The sequence below is a fragment of the Marinobacter salarius genome (assembly GCF_032922745.1).
Classification (GTDB): domain Bacteria; phylum Pseudomonadota; class Gammaproteobacteria; order Pseudomonadales; family Oleiphilaceae; genus Marinobacter.
The window spans coordinates 4,404,259-4,422,355 of record NZ_CP136693.1 but is presented as its reverse complement, the minus strand read 5'-3'; the positions used below and the strand labels follow the sequence as shown (position 1 = coordinate 4,422,355).

Genomic DNA, 18,097 nt, shown 5'->3' with positions numbered 1-18,097 from the left:
TTATAATTTTAGGTTGAGAGAAGTCCTTTTCGATGTGCAGTTTCCCTGTAAGCAGGGCTGTATGTCGCCTGATGGGAGATAACCATAATGAGTAATGGCGACGTGAGCCAAGGCAGGCGCCGATTTTTGATCGGTGCCACGTCTGTGGTGGGTGGTGTCGGCGTCGTCGGTGCGGCCGTGCCTTTCGTAGCATCCTGGAATCCCAGTGCAAAAGCGGAAGCAGCCGGTGCACCGGTCACCGTCAATGTCAGTAAACTGGAGCCAGGTCAGCAAATGACCGTCAAATGGCGCGGTAAGCCGGTGTGGGTTATTCGCCGCACCGAAGAGATGAACGAAAACATTCTCGAGCTGAATGACCGGGTGAAGGATCCTCTTTCCAAGGAAGCGGACCAACCTGCCTACATCGAAGGCGAGCTCCGGGCGATCAAGGACGAGTACGCTGTTCTCGTTGGTATCTGTACCCATCTGGGCTGCTCTCCCCAATTCAGGCCAGAAGTTGCTCCAGCCGATCTCGGGGAAGACTGGCTCGGTGGCTTCTATTGTGCGTGTCACGGCTCCCGCTACGACCTTGCCGGGCGTGTCTATCCGAATATGCCGGCACCCAGAAATCTGGATGTGCCTCCCTATCGCTTTGACGACGAGAACACCGTGACCGTCGGTCTGGATCCTGAGGGGGCCGCATAATGAACAAGTTAGTGAGCTGGGTAGACGAACGTCTTCCGATTGTCGACGCGTGGAACAAGCACGTTGGCAAGTATTACGCGCCCAAGAACTTCAACATGTGGTACTTCTTTGGTTCGCTGGCGATGTTGGTGCTGGTGAATCAGCTCGTGACCGGTATCTGGCTGACCATGAGCTATAACCCCACAGCGGAAGGTGCGTTCGCGTCAGTTGAATACATCATGCGTGATGTTGAGTGGGGTTGGTTGCTTCGATACCTGCACTCCACCGGCGCTTCCGCGTTCTTCGTGGTGGTTTATCTCCACATGTTCCGTGGCTTGATGTACGGCTCTTATCAAAAGCCGCGCGAGCTGATCTGGATCTTCGGTATGCTGATTTACCTGGTTCTGATGGCCGAAGCATTCATGGGTTATCTGCTGCCCTGGGGTCAGATGTCCTACTGGGGTGCGCAGGTGATCGTAAACCTGTTTGGCGCCATTCCGGTCATTGGCGATGATCTGTCGCTGTGGATCCGCGGTGACTACCTGATCTCTGGTATTACCCTGAACCGATTCTTTGCATTGCATGTCGTCGCATTGCCAATCGTTCTGCTTGGTTTGGTGGTGCTGCACATTCTTGCGCTGCACGAAGTTGGCTCCAACAACCCTGACGGTATTGATATCAAGAAGAACAAGGACGAAAACGGCATTCCCAAAGATGGTATACCGTTCCACCCCTATTACACGGTGCATGACCTGTTGGGCGTGGGCGTTTTCTTTTTTATCTTCTTTATCGTGGTCTTCTTCTTCCCCGAGATGGGCGGGTTGTTCCTTGAGAAGCCGAATTTTGAGCCGGCTAACGCCCTCAAGACGCCCGACCACATCGCGCCGGTATGGTATTTCACACCGTTCTACGCCATGTTGCGGGCGGTGACTATTGACCTCTTCGGCCTGGACGCGAAGTTCTGGGGTGTTGTCGTGATGGGCGCTGCTATCGCCATCCTGTTTGTTTTGCCCTGGCTGGACAGAAGTCCGGTACGCTCAATGCGCTACAAAGGCTGGTTGAGCAAGATTGCTCTGGCGATCTTTGCCGTCAGTTTCATTGTCCTGGGGTACCTCGGCATTGTTCCGGCCACTGAAGGCCGCACCATTGTTGCGCAGATCCTGACAACGCTCTACTTCCTCTATTTTATTCTCATGCCGTTCTACACGCGTATGGAGAAAACAAAGCCAGTTCCAGAGAGGGTGACAGGATGATGAGAAAGCTGATAGTTGGTCTTTTCATAGCGATCCTGCCGGCCCTCGGGCTGGCAGCGGGGGCGTCCGTGCCGCTTGATACCATGGAGCCGGACCATACCAACAAAGCGTCGCTTCAGCGCGGTGCGGCCCTTTTCACCAACTACTGCATGGGGTGTCACTCCATGGAGTATGCGCGGTATAAGCGTGTATCGGATGATCTGGGGATTCCCGACGAGCTTTACGAGGAGAATCTGATTTTCACTGGTGCAAAGATCGGTGAACTCATGAAGAACTCTATGAGCAAGGAAATGGCTGCGAGCTGGTTCGGTGCTCCGCCACCTGACCTGACCCTGGAATCTCGTCTTCGCGGTGAAGACTGGATCTATTCCTATCTTCGTGGCTTTTACAAGGATGAAAGTCGTCCGCTGGGTGTGAACAACGTGGTCTTCGAAAACGTTGGTATGCCCCATGTGTTGATCGGTTTGCAGGGGCTGTGCGCGGTTGAGCCGAAAATTGGTGAGGGTGCGAGTGTTGATCCTCTCAGCGGCGATGTTCGTAATGCGGACATCTGCCCGGAATGGGAAACCGAAGGTTCCATGGAGCCGGAGGAATTCAACCGGGCTATGTATGACCTGACCAATTTCATGTCTTACATGGGCGACCCGGTAAAGGTTGAGCGTGAAAGGCTGGGTATGTTCGTACTGATCTTCGTGGCGATATTCTTTATCTTTGCCTACCTGCTTAATCGCGAGTACTGGAAGGACGTACACTGAGATTTCAGGTATAATTCCTGTCCCTGAGTTCCAGCGGGCAATAGCCGGCCCGCTGGATTTTTGCGTTTTTCAGGATCAATTCGGTTAGTCAAATCGTGAGGTAGTTCTATGGGCGTTGTGACCAAGCGGTCATCAATGACGTTTTTCTCGGACCCGGCCAGTCATTACAGCCACAGAGTCCGCATTGTGCTGGCAGAGAAGGGGGTAACGGTTGACGTAGTTAACGTTGATCCGGATAACCCGCCTGGAGAGTTGGCTGACCTGAACCCGTACAATGCCCTGCCGACGCTGGTGGATCGTGACCTTGTGCTCTACGAGCCAAATATCATGATGGAGTATCTGGACGAGCGTTTTCCACATCCGCCATTGCTGCCGGTTTATCCTGTTGCGCGGGCGAACAGTCGCCTGATGATTCACCGCATCCAGAAAGACTGGTGTGGATTGGTGGATCAGATTCTGGCTCAGCCCAACGCAAAGGCGTCGGATGGCGCCCGAAAAGAGCTTCGCGAAAGTTTGCTGGCCACGGCGCCGCTGTTCGGTGAAATGCCCTTTTTCCTGTCGGAAGAGTTCACGATTGTGGATTGCTGTATTGCTCCGATTCTGTGGCGCTTGCCGTCGCTGGGTATTGAGCTGAATGAAAAGCAGGCGAAGCCGCTTCAAAAGTACATGGATAGCATATTCAGTCGTGAAGGTTTCAAGGCGAGTCTGTCAGACCTGGAAGAAGATATCCGTAACTGATATGCAGCGCCTGAAACCGGTTCAGGAGAAAGGCAGTGCCTGATAGTAAGATAACGATGACATCAAGCCGTCCCTACCTCGTTCGGGCATTCAACGAGTGGATCCTCGATAACGACTGCACGCCGTATATCGTAGTGGATGCGGGGGTGCAGGGTGTTCAGGTTCCTACTGAGCACGTTGCCAATGGGCAGATCGTGCTCAATATCAGTCCTGGAGCCGTGCGTGGTCTGGTGATTGGTAATGGCGCCCTGGAATTCAGCGCGCGTTTTGGCGGTGTGCCGATGCAGGTCTTCATCCCCCTGCAGGCTGTCATGGCGGTATACGCAAAGGAGAACGGTGAGGGTATGGTCTTCGGTAGCGAACCAGGCTCTCCTGATCCGGAAGGCTCCGGCGGAAAGGATTCCGAGAATGGCAGTAGCGATAGCGGTCAAGGTGGAGATCGGCCCAGCGGTCGGCCAACGCTTAAGGTCGTTAAATAGCGCTGTTGTGAAAGGAAAGTCTCGGGACGTCTCGAAAGCCAGCTGTTTTTAACAGCTGGCTTTTTCGTTGTGCGCCAGGCATGGCGCGTAGCGCCTTGACGGGCGCTGTTCCGGTACAGGTGGTGCTGGCCGGATGACTTGGGGGTGCAAGTCCCCTGTGGACCCGGCAAGGGGAACCACTAGCCGGACGGCAAGGGTGTCCATCGTGAGATGGAATCTGAAGGAAGCCGCAGGCAAAGCACTGGCCTGACGAACAGAAATCGCATATGAGGCGGTCACACCGGGTAAGGCGTCAACTATCGTCAAAGCCCTGTACTTGCACGGAAGGTGTGGACGTAAATGCGGCGGGCATAAGTGTGAAGGTCACGCGTCTTACCCTGGGAAGTCTGGTTCTCTGCCGCTGTGCTACTCACTTCGCGAGAGGTGGGGATGGGGAGCCAGAACTCAGCCGAGGCCATAGTAGGTGCGTCACCGCGTACGGAAGGGCCGAACATGGTTGGCCGTTAGTAGGCGATGAGTTCTCGTAGTGTGCTTATGAAGACAGAAGCGACCCGGATGGGGCAGGGCATTCAGGAAGGCGCTGGACGGTATCCGGCAGAGACTGAAGTCCGTGTCGAGGCAGACGCGGGGGCTCACTCGTGGACGAACGCGGAGCCGAACACGCTGATGGAACAGGTGCTTGAGCGCCCGAACCTGATGCGTGCGTATCAGCGGGTGGTATCCAATAAGGGTGCCGCCGGTGTCGATCAGATGCCGGTGATGGCCCTGAAGGGCCACCTGCAACAGCATTGGCCAACGCTGCGCGAGCGGCTGTTGGCCGGAGACTACCATCCTCAACCGGTCCGCCGGGTCAGTATCCCCAAGCCGCAAGGCGGGGAGCGGACACTGGGTATCCCAACGGTGCAGGACCGCCTGATCCAACAAGCCCTTCACCAGGTGCTGAGCCCGACGCTGGAACCGACCTTCTCGGATCACAGCTATGGGTTCCGCCCCGGTCGAAGTGCCCACCAGGCGGTCAAGGCGATGCAGCAACACATCAACGACGGCCACCGCTGGGTGGTCGATCTGGATCTGGCCCAGTTCTTTGACCGGGTCAACCACGATGTGCTGATGAGCCTGCTGGCTTGTCGCATAGCCGACCGGCGGATACTCACCCTGATCCGGCGTTACCTGCAAGCCGGCATGCTCGAAGGAGGACTGGTCAGCCCGAGACGGGAAGGCACGCCGCAAGGCGGCCCCCTGTCGCCCTTGCTCTCTAACGTGCTCCTGACCGAACTGGATCGGGAGCTGGAGCGGCGGGGACACCGGTTCTGCCGCTATGCGGACGACTGCAACATTTACGTCAGCAGCAAAAGATCCGGCGAACGGGTGATGGCCAGTATTACCCACTTCCTGGAAACGCGCTTGCGCCTGAAGGTGAATACGGTGAAAAGCGCCGTGGACCGCCCCTGGCGTCGGAGCTTTCTGGGTTACAGCGTGAGCTGGCATAAACGTCAGGTCCGGTTGAGAGTCGCGCCCAAAAGCCTGAAGGCCTTCATGGCCAAGCTTCGCCCCCTGCTGAAACGGTCACGGGGACAGTCGTTGACGACCACCATCCGGAACCTGAACCCGGTGCTGAGAGGCTGGGCAAATTACTATCGCCTGACCGCCTCGAAGCGTTCGGTCGAAGCCCTGGATGGCTGGATAAGACGGCGGCTTCGCCTGATCCTGTGGCAGCAGTGGAAGCGGACCCGCACGCGGGCCCGCAACCTGGTACGGCTAGGCTTGACTGAGATAAGGGCTTGGAGGAGCGCGACCAATGGTCGTGGACCCTGGTGGAACAGTGGCGCGACTCATATGAACGCGGCCCTGCCTAAGAGGGTATTCGACCGTCTGTCTCTGGTAAGCTTGCTGGATACGATGACTCGGCTTCAGAGCCGACCATGAACCGCCGTGGTACGGAACCGTATGCCCGGTGGTGTGAGAGGACGGGGGAGGTAACTCCCCCTCCTACTCGATTATCCACCGAACAGTTTTTCGTCGATCAGCCCGCACAGGGCGTTGATGATCACTAGCAGGATGGGCGTTGCTGCCGTCGGGGAAAGATTATCCAGGGCTATTTCGTGGTCCTCCGGGTGAAGCAGCGAGGTGATGTCGGTTTTTTCCTTGGCGCTCAGTACTACCACATTCATTTCCCTGTCATGCGCAGCCTGTATCGCCTGGATCAGGTTGGCCTTGTGGCCATCGTCCACAATCACCAGGAGCAGATCGTTGGCTTTGCCAATAGCGCGAACCTGTCTTGAGAAGGTGTCATTGAAGCGGTTGTCGCGACAGATTGCGGAGTAGGTTGTCGCATCCGCTCCCAGGTTGATGGCTGGTAGTGCCGGTCGGTCATGCTCAAAGCGGTTGAGCAGCGCCGTGCAGAAGTACTGTGTAAGTACGTTGGCGTTACCGTTAGCGCAGGTAATGATTTTGCCATCATTCAGTAGCGTGTTGACCAGTGCGTCCGAGGCGCTCTCGATGGCCGGTGCCGTCAGGCTGGCGGCGTGGGCCGTGTGTTCCATATGGTTAGCAAACCACTGGTTTATCTGTTGTTCGGTATCCGTCATAGTCAGACCTGAATGGCGTTTTTTATCCATTGTATCCGGTATTTTTTGCGTTCGCCCGGTGCGATTGCGATTACGTCAATTCTTGCGTTCGCATTCCACAGCCCATGCCTGTGGAGGTAAAACGAAGCGGCGCGGCTGATGCGCCTTTGCTTTATGGGGGTGATGGATTCGGCTGCACCGGCCAGGCTGCCGCTTCCGCGGTATCGCACTTCGAAGAAAACCAGCACATCACTGTCCCTGCCGATGAGGTCAATTTCGCCCCCGCGACTGAACACGTTGCGTGCCAGAATAGTGACGCCTCGCGTCTGAAGGTAGCGTGCGGCAACGCCCTCGGCATGGTCCCCGGTGGCTTTTCGTGTTCCTGTGCTGCCATCCATGGCATAAGGTGTCCTGGTTGTTAATTTGGATTGGAGGCGTCTTCCATAGCTGGGGCATCCGATTCTGTTTCTTCGGGTTCCAGCGGTGGCAGTTGTTCTGGTGTTCCTTCACTGAATCGGGCCCAGAGTTGTTCCCGATGAATGCTGCCTTTGGGGGTCATGCTCAGCACCCCGGTCTGGCCGTCTATCGTGGCTCCCTCTACCTGTCTCAGCAGTGGCAGTCGTTTGCTCAGATTCCAGGCATCGGCGCCCATGGCGAACAGACGGCCAAGCTGGCCCCGGACATCGGGCATGGCTTCCTTGACGATGTCGCGAAAGCGGTTTGTCTTTTCAAGAACCCAGGGCGTGTCGGTAAAGGTGACGCCGTTCAGGTCCCGGTCCCGTGATGGGTCCGGATTGCCCTCGTAGACCATGGAGGGTGAGTATACGGGCAGATCACCGCCAAAATAGAAGGCGAATAATGGTTTGAATTGCCGTGCGATGGTTGGCTCCGCGACCATAACGATGCCGTCAGCATCCTGGCGCCGCCGGGGCTCGAACTCCACGTCAATGCCGGCCGTGCGTTCAACGTCTATGGCCCGATCGCGGGATACTGTGATACCAAGCAGGTCGGCAGTGACGGCACGGAGATTGTCCTCGCGGAAGTAGCGCTCAATATCCAGTGCGATGCCTCCGTTTTGCGACAGTTGGTCAAGCAGGGCGCTTTCCAGGCGGTCTCCCCACTCGCCCGAGGGGATCAGTACAAGGATCTGGTCGATACCCTCTGCATCAAGGCGATCGGCAATTTGTCTGGCTTCGTCTTCTGCCGACAGCCCGAATTGGTAAAGTCCATCGGGAGCTGTGGCCTCCTGTGGCAGATAGTTCAGGCCCAGAACCGGCACAGGCAGAGTCGACATGCCGGCGAGTGCTGCCAGGGACTCTTTTTCCAGGGGTCCGACGATCAGATCCTGTTCCTCTTTGGTCAGCTCGTCATAAAGCGAGCGAAAGTCTCGATCCGAGGTGTCGATGACTCGAATGCTGAGTTCTCCACGCTCCGCCGACTTGTCCCCGTAGTAAGCGGCGAAAAAACCATCGCGGATGGCAGCGCCCGCACTCGATAATGGTCCGCTGAGTGGCAATGCCAGGGTGATTCTTTCGGGCTGGCTCTCTGCGAGGTTTGCAATCAATTGCAGTTCGGCCGGTAAAACCCCGGCGGCGGGGTGGTCAGGCCAGTTGTTCTGCCAACTGCGGATCATTCTTCCCTGTTCGTCCAGATTGATCCCCGGCTGCCGGAGAATGCCAGCCAGTTCAAGCCAGCCCTGGGCTTCATAGCCAATGGCGCGGCCTTGCCTGTCGGCGAGCTGGGTGTCGGAAGTCTGTTTCAGGTTCTTCCAGATGTCGTCATGGACCGATTGTGTATTGGCGTCTGAGTCCGCTCCGGACAGCAAGATCAGGGTAATGGCCGCCGCAAGGTTGTCTCCGGCAAGCCGATAGGTTCGCTCCTGCAATCTTGCAGCGCGGTTGATCAGGTTTCTTTCATAATTAAGGAAATGATCTGGCCCAATGCCGGATGCAATGTTCTTCGCCCAATCGCCATCCTCAAGCGCAGTGGCGCTGGCCATGGCCAGCAGAAGTCGTTGGTTTTCTGTGGCCTCCGTGGCCGGCGAGAATTGCTGGCTCTGAAGCAACTTTCTGGCGGCCCGGTGTTCGTTTTGACCCTGGAACCTGTCTGCTGCTCTCAACAGGTAAGCCTGTGCGCTTTGTCGGTTGGTTTCGCTGGCAGCGACTTCAAGAGCTTCTCCGGCGGTTTTGGCAATGTACGATTCCAGGTTCACGCTTGCGCAACCCGCAAACAGCACCGTCGTGGCCAGGAGAATGGTGATGGTTTTCAGGTTCTGGCGGTATTTGGTCATGGCTGGCTCACAATACTCCGGGTTATTACGCTTGTGGCGCCGGGAAATCGGCGGCATCATGCCGGGAGCCCTGGTGCCCGCCGGGCTTCCCATTAATGGTTTGATTTATCAGGCCGCAAGTTTAACAGCTCCCGCGTGAATTCACATGACGTTGGTGTCATGCGCAGAGGGCAAAGAGAGGGATGTGTGAACTCAGAAAGCGAGCCGCCGGAACAGGCTGGCACCCTGTATATCGTTGCTACACCGATTGGCAACCTGGACGATATGTCTCCCAGGGCCGCGGCGGTTTTGTCGCGGGTTGCAGTGATTGCTGCCGAGGATACCCGGCACAGTGGCCGTCTATTGCAGCATCTGGGCATCAGCAAGCCAATGGTGGCCTTGCACGAACACAATGAGCGGGACAGGGCGGGCCAGGTTCTGGGCAAGCTTGCGGCCTGCCAGGATGTGGCTCTGATTTCCGATGCGGGGACGCCGCTGATCTCTGATCCAGGCTTTGTGCTGGTAAGGGAGGCTCGGGCTCGGGGTTATCGGGTTACTCCGGTGCCTGGTGCCTGTGCGCTCATTTCGGCGCTGAGCGCGGCAGGGCTGCCGACGGATCGGTTTTTGTTCGAGGGTTTTCTGCCCTCCAAGTCCGGAGCTCGCAGGGCTGCCCTGGACCGCCTGGCGAGGGAATCCGCCACACTGGTGTTCTACGAGTCGCCCCACCGTATTGTCGATACGGTGGGGGATATCGCGGAAGTGATGGGAGCAGAGCGAGAGATCGTGCTGGCCCGGGAGCTGACCAAAACGTTCGAGACTTTCTATGTAGGGGCGGCGGCCCATGTCAGGCAGACCCTGGAGGCGGACCCCCATGGCAGTCGTGGCGAATTCGTGGTGATGGTGCGTGGCGCGAGCGCAGAGGAGTTGTCGGTGGGGTCGGCAGAGGCGGACCGGGTGTTGGCGTTGCTGCTGACAGAGTTGCCGGTGAAAAAGGCGGCGAAGCTGGCTTCGGAGTTAACTGGAATCTCCAAGAATGAGCTGTATCAGCGAGCGTTGTCTCTGAAGGCCTGATCTCAGGAAGTCGCTGGTTCGCGGTTTTTCTTGCCTGCCGCTGCAGGCTGGAGTATGGTCTCGCCCGAGCTCGCCAGACAGTCGCCGCCGGTTTTACCGGGGGAGGAAAGTCCGGGCTCCACAGGGCAAGGTGCCAGGTAACGCCTGGGCGGCGTGAGCCGACGGAAAGTGCAACAGAAAGTATACCGCCTAAGTGGCCGTGACATGTTCGCGGGCACCGGTAAGGGTGAAACGGTGCGGTAAGAGCGCACCGCGTGACTGGCAACAGTTCACGGCGATGGTAAACCCCACCTGGAGCAAGACCAAATAGGAATCCTATGGCGCGGCCCGCGCTGGATTCGGGTAGGTCGCTTGAGGCCTGCGGTGACGCAGGCCCTAGATGAATGACTGTCCCAGACAGAACCCGGCTTACCGGCGAGCTCATTTTTATTTCTCCGCTTGATGTGACATTTGTCATTCTCACCAGCAAGCTTTTATAGCCAAAAAATCTTAGAGTTCACTTGCCATCTTCAGAACTGACTGCAGGTGATTGATTTTTAGGTTTTTCTTTTCCGTAATCTCCAGCTTTTGACCAATCTTGTTCTGTAACCTCTTGTCGTGAAAGGAACTTTTCCTGGTGTGGCGCTGTTCGCGGCGCTTGCATTGTGTATTGCGTGTTTCTATAGTGTGCACAAGTGGGAAAAAGTGGTTTCTAGTGGTTATTTGTGGTTTCTGAACCCCGGAATTGGTGCTAATGAGCAATTTTCTTGGCAGTCATGCCATCAATATGGATGCGAAGGGTCGCTTGGCGATCCCCGCCAGGGTGCGCGAAGAGCTCGCGCATGCCTGCAGTGGCCGCATTGTATTGACGGCCAATGCCGATGAAGAGCGCTGTTTGCTGATGTATCCGGAACCGCAGTGGGAGGCATTAAGGCCACAAATTGAAGCACTTCCCAATATGAATAAAGCTGCCCGCAGGTTGCAGCGATTGCTGCTGGGCCATGCCACGCCTTTGGAGCTGGACTCGGCGGGGCGCATTCTGGTGCCGCCCACGTTGCGCAGTTATGCGCGCCTGGAGAAGAAATTGATGCTGATTGGTCAGGGCAAGAAGTTGGAACTTTGGAGCGAAGAGCGTTGGTTCGCTTGGCTTGACGAGTCATCGGATGAAGACGAGATGCCGCCGGAAATGGAGGCGTTGTCGCTATGACAGCCGGCCGCGGGCAGGAGCCTGCCGGTCAGTACCGGCACCGTTCCGTGCTCCTGGACTCGGCGGTGGACTTGCTGGTCAACGATCCGGATGGCGTTTATATCGATGGCACCTTTGGTCGCGGAGGTCACAGCCGGCTGATTCTGGGGCGGCTCGGGCAGGGCGGAAAGGTGTTGGGTATCGACAAGGATCCGGACGCAATTCAGGTGGCCCGAGACCTGTCGGCGAGCGATGCTCGGTTTCAGCCGTTTCACGGCTCGTTTGCGGAACTGGGCGCTGCCGCTGAAGCCCAGGGGTGGATGAAGGTTAATGGTGTTTTGCTGGATCTTGGTGTTTCATCCCCGCAGCTGGACGATGCCGCCAGGGGGTTCAGCTTTATGCGCGATGGGCCGCTGGATATGAGAATGGACCCCGGGCAGGCGCCAAGTGCGGCGCAATGGTTGGCCGAGGCGGACGAAAAAGACATCGCGAACGTGATCTGGCGATACGGCGAGGAGAAATTCTCCCGCCGTATCGCTCGTCTTGTTGTGGAGCGACGTAAGGAGGTGCCCCTGGAAACCACGCGCCAACTGGCGTCGTTGGTCAGTGAGGCGGTGCCGAAAAAAGAAAAGCACAAGCATCCGGCCACCCGGACGTTCCAGGCAATTCGGATTTTTATCAACCGGGAGCTGGAAGATCTGGAGCTTGGGCTCAATGCCGCTGTTGAAAAGCTGATGCCCGGTGGAAGGCTGGTGGTTATCAGCTTCCATTCGTTGGAGGACCGGCTGGTCAAACGCTTTATGCGGGACTTGGCGCGCGGGCCGAGATTGCCAAAAGGCGTGCCGGTGACGGCGGAGCAGGAAGCATCGGCGTTTCGGTTGATCGGCAAGGCGAACAAGGCGGATACAGAAGAAGTGAGCGACAACGTGCGGGCGAGGAGCGCGGTTATGCGTGTACTTGAACGGATACCGGAACAACACAAGTTAGGGAGCGCGTAATCATGGGCGCGGTAGCGATTGAGCAGCCAACAAAAATAGCGCGACTGAACGGGAAGCGTGTCAGGGACGGCGTTGCCACTGCAGTCAGGTTGTCGAACCAGGTCTTTACCGCACTTCAGCAGAAGCGCGTGTTGATCACCGTGGGTTTGGTGATGCTGTTGATTGTGTCCTCGCTGGGCGTTGTTGTCAGTGCCCATGAGAACCGTGAATTGTTCAACTCCTTATCTCAGCTGCAGGAACAGCGTGACAACTACCAGCGTGAGTGGAGTCAGTTGTTGCTGGAGCAGAGTGCTTTGAGTGCCCACGGACGGGTAGAGCAACTGGCCTCCGAGCGTTTCGGGATGGTCGTGCCAGGCAAACAGGATATCGTTCTGGTGCCGTTGATGGCGCCTCTCGTCGGGTCGCGTTAAGCGAAAACCACAAACCGTAAGGTGAAGACAGTGTCGGACCAGGGAAAAACAGCAACATGGGGCCAGCGACTGGCTGCCGGGCTTGGGGCCTGGCGGTACGGCACCGTGTTGGGCGTTTTTCTGTTGGTTGTCGGTGCCCTTGCCTGGCGGTTGGTGGATCTGCATGTGGTGGACAACGAGTTCCTGCGTAAGCAGGGCGATGTGCGCACCATTCGGGTGGAGAGCATCGATGCCCATCGTGGTGTAGTGACGGACCGGCACGGCGAATCACTGGCGGTGAGCACTCCAGTCCAGACCATCTGGGCGAATCCGTCCGAGATCGACGCGGATGAGCCGCGACTGACCAATGTCGCGCGCCTGTTGGGCCTTCAGGAGGCCAGGCTGCGCGAGCGGCTGCGAAAGTATTCGGGCCGCGAGTTTATTTACCTGCGCCGTAAGCTTCAGCCAGAAATTGCTCGGCAGGTGCTGGCAATGGGTATTCCGGGTGTGTACAGCCGCCAGGAGTACCGTCGTTACTATCCCGCTGGAGAGGTGACGGCTCATGTGGTCGGGTTTACGAATATCGATGAAAGCGGTCAGGAAGGTATCGAGCTGGCCTACAACCAGTGGCTGAGTGGTGAAAGTGGTCGCAAGCGGGTGCTCAAGGACAACCGTGGCCGTGTGATCAAGGATCTGACGTTGATCCGCGACGCGAAGCCTGGTCGCAACCTCGAGCTCAGCATTGATTTGCGGCTCCAGTATCTGGCTTATCGGGAGCTAAAAGCCGTTGTCGGCGCGCACGACGCCAGGGGTGGCACTCTGGTGATGCTGGACGTGGACACCGGCGAGGTATTGGCCATGGTGAATCAGGGCTCCTACAACCCCAACGACCGCAGCCAACTGAGCCCCGACCGTTTACGGAACAAGGCTATTACCGATCTGTTTGAGCCGGGGTCCACGATGAAGCCTGTTTCCATGGCTGCAGCACTGGAATCGGGGAGGTTCAAGGCTTCCAGCACCATAGACACAGCGCCGGGGTACCGGCGCTTTGGTCGTTTCACGATTCGTGATCACCGGAATTATGGGGTCATCAGCCTGACTGACGTGATTGCGAAATCCAGCAACGTCGGCATTAGCAAGATCGCCACCGAGTTGGGTGGTGACACTATCCGCGATCTTTATGCCCGCCTGGGGTTGGGCCAGCCTACCGGTATTGGGTTCCCTGGTGAGGCTGTTGGCGTGTTGCCGGCACCACCAAAGTGGCGCCCCGTCGAAGAGGCAACCCTGTCTTATGGGTATGGCATGAGCGTCAATGCGCTTCAGCTGGCGCAGGCATACATGGTTTTGGCCAATGGCGGAATTCGCTACCCGTTGAGTCTGTTGAAGGCCGATGAAAAACCCGTTGGGGAACGAGTTCTTTCCGAAGACGTCTCATTCCAGATCAGGGAAATGTTGCGAGAGGTGGTCGAGAACGGTACCGGAAAGCGCGCTCAACCGGGATTCTATTCCGCCGGTGGTAAAACCGGCACGGTACACCTGGTGGGTAAGAATGGGTATGAGGATAGCCAGTACAAGGCGATATTTGCCGGTATGGCTCCCATCGACAATCCGCGGATTGTCACAGTCGTGGCTGTCGATGCACCCCAGTCCGGCGAATACTACGGTGGCGAAGTGGCTGCACCCGTATTCGCCCGGGTGATGGGAGATGCATTGCGGCTGCTGAACGTAAAGCCGGAACTGGAGCTGGGCGACGCAAAGGCGCCGCGTCTGGCATCCGGGGAGCGGGGTTAGGGTTATGTGTATTACATCACTCAGCACCTTGTTGCAGGGAATCGCACCGGTACCGTCGGTGTTTGATGTCACAATCCACGGCCTGAAGACCGACAGCCGTGACGTCAGGTCGGGCGACGCGTTCGTTGCCCTGGCCGGTGCCCGAACACCCGCCGACCACTACATCGAACAGGCGATCGGTGCGGGTGCCACCGTAATCCTGTTGGAGTCAGCGCAGCCGGATGAATGCTACGAGCATGAAGGTGTTCTTATCGTTCCGGTGACGATGTTGCGCGCTCACCTCGGGAAGCTCGCGGATCGATTTTTCGAGCATCCCTCCCAACGATTGCGCCTGATTGGCGTGACCGGGACGAATGGCAAGACGTCAGTAAGCCATTACATAGCGACATTGCTACAGGAAACCGGCACACCATGCGGCGTTATCGGCACCCTCGGCTATGGTATGCCCGGTGCGCTGCAGGAAGGTACACACACCACGCCGGATGTCGTGCAGCTAAACCGCGTACTGTCGAAAATCATCGCCCAGGGTGGACGCGCGGCGGCGATGGAGGTCTCTTCACACGCACTCGAACAGGGGCGGGTCGACAACCTGACCATGACCGGCGCAGTGTTTACCAATCTTACCCGGGACCACCTGGACTACCACGGTTCCATGGATGCATACGGAGCGGCGAAGGCCCGTCTTTTTCATCGCGAAGAGCTGCATTTCGCGGTCATCAACTTCGATGATCCGTTTGGAAGGCAGCTCTATGAGAAGCTTGATGGCAAATGTGACCGTGTCCGTTACAGCCTGCACGAGGCCCAGACCGAGCTCTGGCTAACGGAGTTCGCACCATCCATTGACGGTTTCAGCGCCAGCGTAGACGGGCTGTGGGGCAGGTTTGATGTGTCCGCCCGGGTTTTGGGTAGCTTTAACGTCAGCAACATTCTCGCAGCCATGGCAGGCGTGCTCAGCCTGGGTGTGCCGGTAGAGCGGGTTCAGCAAGCGGTTGAGCGGTTGTCGCCCCCACCGGGACGGCTGGAGCCCTTCGCCGGCAGTAACGATGTGCGCGTTGTTGTGGATTACGCCCATACCCCGGATGCTCTGAACAGTGCCCTTGCCGCCTTGCGCCCGCATGTTGGCGGGCGGCTTTTCTGTGTATTCGGCTGTGGCGGCGACCGCGACACCGGTAAGCGGCCAGAGATGGCCCGGGAAGCAGAAAAAGGGGCTGATGTCGTGATCGTGACGGACGACAATCCGCGCAGTGAAGACCCGGATGCCATTACCTCCGACATCGTTGCCGGATTCGAGCGCCCAGAACAGGTCGCGGTTATCCATGATCGTGCTGAGGCGATTCGCCAGGCTATTCACTCCGCCGTGGCGGGGGATATTGTGCTGATCGCCGGAAAGGGCCACGAGGCGTGGCAGGAAGTGGCAGGCCAGAGATTTCCGTTCAGCGACGCTGAACAAGTGCGACATGCGCTGTCGTTGAATGGGGGTGTCGCATGATGCGGCCATTTGCGCTGGCTGAGGCTGTCAATTGGCTTGGCGGCACTGTGGCTGTGGGTGATCTGGACGGCCTGATGTTTCAGGGTGTCTCGACCGATACGCGCCTAATCGCCAGCGGAGACGTGTTCGTGGCGCTTAGGGGTGAGAACTTCGACGGGCATGATTATCTGGCGGTGGCCGAGAAGGCTGGAGCCGTGGCTGCTGTTGTAGACAAGGCAGACCCGAGCCTGGGGCTTCCGCAGATCCGGGTTTCGGACACGATAGACGCATTGGCACAACTGGCCCTGGCCAATCGCAATGCCAGCACCGCGCGTTTTGTGGCGATCACCGGTAGCAGCGGTAAGACCACGGTACGCGAAATGGTGGCCGCGATTCTTTCGCAGGTAGGTAATACCCTCGCCACCGAGGGCAACCTCAATAACCACATTGGCGTTCCCTTGACGCTGTTCAGGCTGTCACCGGAACACCAGCTGGGCGCGATAGAACTCGGAGCCAGCGGTCTGGGAGAGATAGCCCACACCGTCAATATAGTTCGGCCGGAGGTGGTCATCCTCACCAACGCCGGGCAGGCGCACCTGGAAGGGTTTGGTGGATACGACAACGTGGTGCGTGCAAAGGGTGAAATCATTGATGGCGCGCCAGCATCCGGTCTTGTGGTCCTGAACAGTGATGACCCTGCCTTCGATCTATGGCGTCAGCGGGCGGGCAAGCGTCGGGTTGCAAGTGTCAGTGGCCGGGCAAGTGAAGGGGCTGATTACGTCCCCGAAGATATCCGCAGCGATGGCGATGTGCGGCAGTTTCGTGCACAGGGGCCGGACGGCTGGTTCTGTGACATCAGCTTTTCCCTGCAGGGCGAGCACAATATCACCAATGCATTGTTGGCGATTGCCGCTGCACGGGAGCTGGGTGCAGGCGATGAGGCGATAAAGGCGGGGCTGGCGGCTCTGAAGCCGGTAAAGGGGCGCCTGCAAATGATGGTGCTGACACCGAAACTGACCGTCATCGACGACAGCTACAACGCCAACCCTGCCTCCATGAAAGCCGCTTTGGATGTGTTGGCTGCGCGACCGGCCAGCCGCGTGGTTGTGTTGGGGGCGATGGCTGAGTTAGGGCAGGACAGCTTAGCTCTGCACAGGGAGGTTGGTGAATTCGCCAGGGCGAGGGGCATCGAAAGACTGATCGCCGTGGGTCCCGGCTGTGAAGGATATGTTGAGGGTTTCGGAGACGCCGCTGAGGTGTGTGCGAGCCATGACGACGCTGTGCGTCGTCTGTTTGAGGGGCCTGCCGAGTCACAGACGGTACTGGTCAAGGGTTCTCGCAGTTCCGCCATGGATCGCGTGGTGGAGGGAATACAAGAAAAGGTGGGTAACGCATGCTGCTCTGGCTGACAGAGGCTCTTTCACAGTACTTTTCCGCGCTGACGGTTTTCCAGTACCTGACCGTCAGGGGGATCTTCGGGGTGCTGACCGCCCTGTTGATCTCCCTGCTGATCGGCCCGGTGATGATTCGCAAACTCAGTCAGTACCAGATTGGTCAGGCGGTTCGTGACGACGGCCCGCAAACGCATCTGAGCAAAGCCGGCACGCCGACCATGGGTGGTGCGCTGATTCTGGTGGCTGTCGGGGTCAGCTCATTGCTGTGGGCGGATCTGAGCAATCGGTATGTCTGGGTGGCGATTCTGGTCACCCTTTTGTTCGGTGCGATTGGCTGGGTGGACGACTACCGCAAAGTGGTGGAGCGCAATCCAAGGGGGCTGCCTGCTCGCTGGAAATATTTCTGGCAGTCAGTGATCGGAGCGACGGCGGCGATAGCGCTGTTCATGAGTTCCGCGTTGCCCCAGGAAACGTCGCTCTACGTGCCATTTTTCAAGAACGTATCGCTGACCCTGGGGCCGGTGCTGTTCATCCTGTTGAGCTACTTCGTGATTGTGGGTAGCAGCAACGCGGTGAACCTGACCGATGGCCTGGACGGGCTGGCCATTATGCCGACGGTGATGGTGGCGGCGGCGCTGGGCATCTTCGCATACGTGTCTGGCCATGCTCAGTTCGCCGATTATTTGCTGATTCCTCATTTGCCGGGCACCGGTGAGTTGATTGTATTTTGTGGCGCGCTCGTGGGTGCCGGCCTGGGATTTCTGTGGTTCAACACCTATCCGGCGCAGGTGTTCATGGGGGATGTGGGCGCGTTGGCGCTTGGCGCGGCGCTGGGTGTCGTGGCCGTGATCGTACGGCAGGAAATCGTATTGTTCATCATGGGCGGCGTGTTCGTTATGGAAACCGTCTCCGTGATTCTGCAGGTGGCGTCCTTCCGGCTTACCGGCCGGCGGATATTCCGCATGGCGCCGCTGCATCATCATTTTGAACTGAAGGGCTGGCCAGAGCCGCGCGTTATCGTGCGCTTCTGGGTTGTCACTGTCGTGTTGGTACTGGTTGGCCTGGCCAGCCTGAAACTGAGATAGGGAAGCAAAGCA

At 57.9% G+C, this 18,097-nt stretch carries 17 protein-coding genes and 1 other RNA gene; 15 read left to right on the top strand and 3 right to left on the bottom strand.

Annotated elements, in window-relative coordinates:
* Positions 1-87: 87 nt before the first annotated feature.
* From petA to ltrA, 6 genes are all read left to right on the top strand, one after another.
* Positions 88-684, top strand: coding sequence for a ubiquinol-cytochrome c reductase iron-sulfur subunit (gene petA, locus R1T46_RS20585; protein WP_199447275.1), 597 nt, complete (start codon positions 88-90; stop codon positions 682-684).
* Positions 684-1,916 carry a cytochrome b gene (locus R1T46_RS20580; RefSeq protein WP_199447274.1) on the top strand — a complete coding sequence of 411 codons (1,233 nt, stop codon included), beginning with the start codon at positions 684-686 and terminating at the stop codon, positions 1,914-1,916. The genes petA and R1T46_RS20580 overlap by 1 nt, the downstream gene beginning before the upstream one ends.
* Positions 1,916-2,671: a cytochrome c1 gene (locus R1T46_RS20575; RefSeq protein WP_317306871.1), complete on the top strand. Its 756-nt coding sequence runs from the start codon at positions 1,916-1,918 to the stop codon at positions 2,669-2,671. The genes R1T46_RS20580 and R1T46_RS20575 overlap by 1 nt, the downstream gene beginning before the upstream one ends.
* 108 nt (positions 2,672-2,779) lie before the next feature.
* Positions 2,780-3,409 carry a glutathione S-transferase N-terminal domain-containing protein gene (locus R1T46_RS20570; protein WP_286748551.1) on the top strand — a complete coding sequence of 210 codons (630 nt, stop codon included), beginning with the start codon at positions 2,780-2,782 and terminating at the stop codon, positions 3,407-3,409.
* Between the two features lie 56 nt (positions 3,410-3,465).
* A complete protein-coding gene (locus R1T46_RS20565) occupies positions 3,466-3,888 on the top strand; it encodes a ClpXP protease specificity-enhancing factor (protein ID WP_317308346.1) in 423 nt (140 codons plus the stop codon).
* Between the two features lie 534 nt (positions 3,889-4,422).
* The gene (gene ltrA, locus R1T46_RS20560) at positions 4,423-5,814 is read left to right on the top strand and encodes a group II intron reverse transcriptase/maturase (protein ID WP_127401912.1); all 1,392 of its coding nucleotides are present in this window, start codon (positions 4,423-4,425) and stop codon (positions 5,812-5,814) included.
* A gap of 71 nt (positions 5,815-5,885) precedes the next feature.
* On the opposite strand, the gene R1T46_RS20555 is transcribed toward ltrA, so the two are convergent.
* Genes R1T46_RS20555 through R1T46_RS20545 form a run of 3 tightly spaced genes read right to left on the bottom strand, consistent with a single transcriptional unit; the run spans position 5,886 to position 8,805 of the window.
* On the bottom strand, positions 5,886-6,476 hold the full coding sequence (locus R1T46_RS20555; RefSeq protein ID WP_286748550.1) for an SIS domain-containing protein: 591 nt from the start codon (positions 6,474-6,476) through the stop codon (positions 5,886-5,888).
* Between the two features lie 2 nt (positions 6,477-6,478).
* A complete protein-coding gene (locus R1T46_RS20550; protein WP_317306867.1) occupies positions 6,479-6,853 on the bottom strand; it encodes a YraN family protein in 375 nt (124 codons plus the stop codon).
* Between the two features lie 20 nt (positions 6,854-6,873).
* A complete protein-coding gene (locus R1T46_RS20545) occupies positions 6,874-8,805 on the bottom strand; it encodes a penicillin-binding protein activator (protein ID WP_317306865.1) in 1,932 nt (643 codons plus the stop codon).
* Between the two features lie 126 nt (positions 8,806-8,931).
* On the opposite strand from R1T46_RS20545, the gene rsmI reads away from it, so the two are divergent.
* The 9 genes from rsmI to mraY all read left to right on the top strand — a co-directional run bounded on the left by rsmI (position 8,932) and on the right by mraY (position 18,085).
* Positions 8,932-9,795 (top strand): 16S rRNA (cytidine(1402)-2'-O)-methyltransferase, encoded by an 864-nt coding sequence (gene rsmI, locus R1T46_RS20540; RefSeq protein ID WP_317306864.1) that lies wholly within the window; start codon positions 8,932-8,934, stop codon positions 9,793-9,795.
* A 65-nt stretch (positions 9,796-9,860) separates the two neighbouring features.
* Positions 9,861-10,222: RNase P RNA component class A (rnpB, locus tag R1T46_RS20535), an RNA gene on the top strand.
* Positions 10,223-10,528: 306 nt separating this feature from the next.
* Positions 10,529-10,981: a division/cell wall cluster transcriptional repressor MraZ gene (mraZ, locus tag R1T46_RS20530; protein ID WP_007154587.1), complete on the top strand. Its 453-nt coding sequence runs from the start codon at positions 10,529-10,531 to the stop codon at positions 10,979-10,981.
* A complete protein-coding gene (rsmH, locus tag R1T46_RS20525; protein ID WP_317306861.1) occupies positions 10,978-11,958 on the top strand; it encodes a 16S rRNA (cytosine(1402)-N(4))-methyltransferase RsmH in 981 nt (326 codons plus the stop codon). Before mraZ ends, rsmH begins: the two co-directional genes overlap by 4 nt.
* A gap of 2 nt (positions 11,959-11,960) precedes the next feature.
* Positions 11,961-12,368 (top strand): cell division protein FtsL, encoded by a 408-nt coding sequence (gene ftsL / locus R1T46_RS20520; RefSeq protein WP_317306859.1) that lies wholly within the window; start codon positions 11,961-11,963, stop codon positions 12,366-12,368.
* A gap of 30 nt (positions 12,369-12,398) precedes the next feature.
* Complete coding sequence (locus tag R1T46_RS20515; protein WP_317306857.1) at positions 12,399-14,138, top strand: penicillin-binding protein 2; 1,740 nt, start codon at positions 12,399-12,401, stop codon at positions 14,136-14,138.
* A gap of 4 nt (positions 14,139-14,142) precedes the next feature.
* Positions 14,143-15,627, top strand: a complete 1,485-nt coding sequence (locus R1T46_RS20510; protein ID WP_317306856.1) for a UDP-N-acetylmuramoyl-L-alanyl-D-glutamate--2,6-diaminopimelate ligase — start codon at positions 14,143-14,145, stop codon at positions 15,625-15,627.
* Positions 15,624-17,015, top strand: a complete 1,392-nt coding sequence (locus R1T46_RS20505) for a UDP-N-acetylmuramoyl-tripeptide--D-alanyl-D-alanine ligase (RefSeq protein WP_286748543.1) — start codon at positions 15,624-15,626, stop codon at positions 17,013-17,015. The genes R1T46_RS20510 and R1T46_RS20505 overlap by 4 nt, the downstream gene beginning before the upstream one ends.
* Entirely contained in the window at positions 17,000-18,085 is a 1,086-nt protein-coding gene (mraY, locus tag R1T46_RS20500; protein WP_286748542.1) for a phospho-N-acetylmuramoyl-pentapeptide-transferase, read from the top strand. The genes R1T46_RS20505 and mraY overlap by 16 nt, the downstream gene beginning before the upstream one ends.
* Positions 18,086-18,097: the final 12 nt, after the last annotated feature.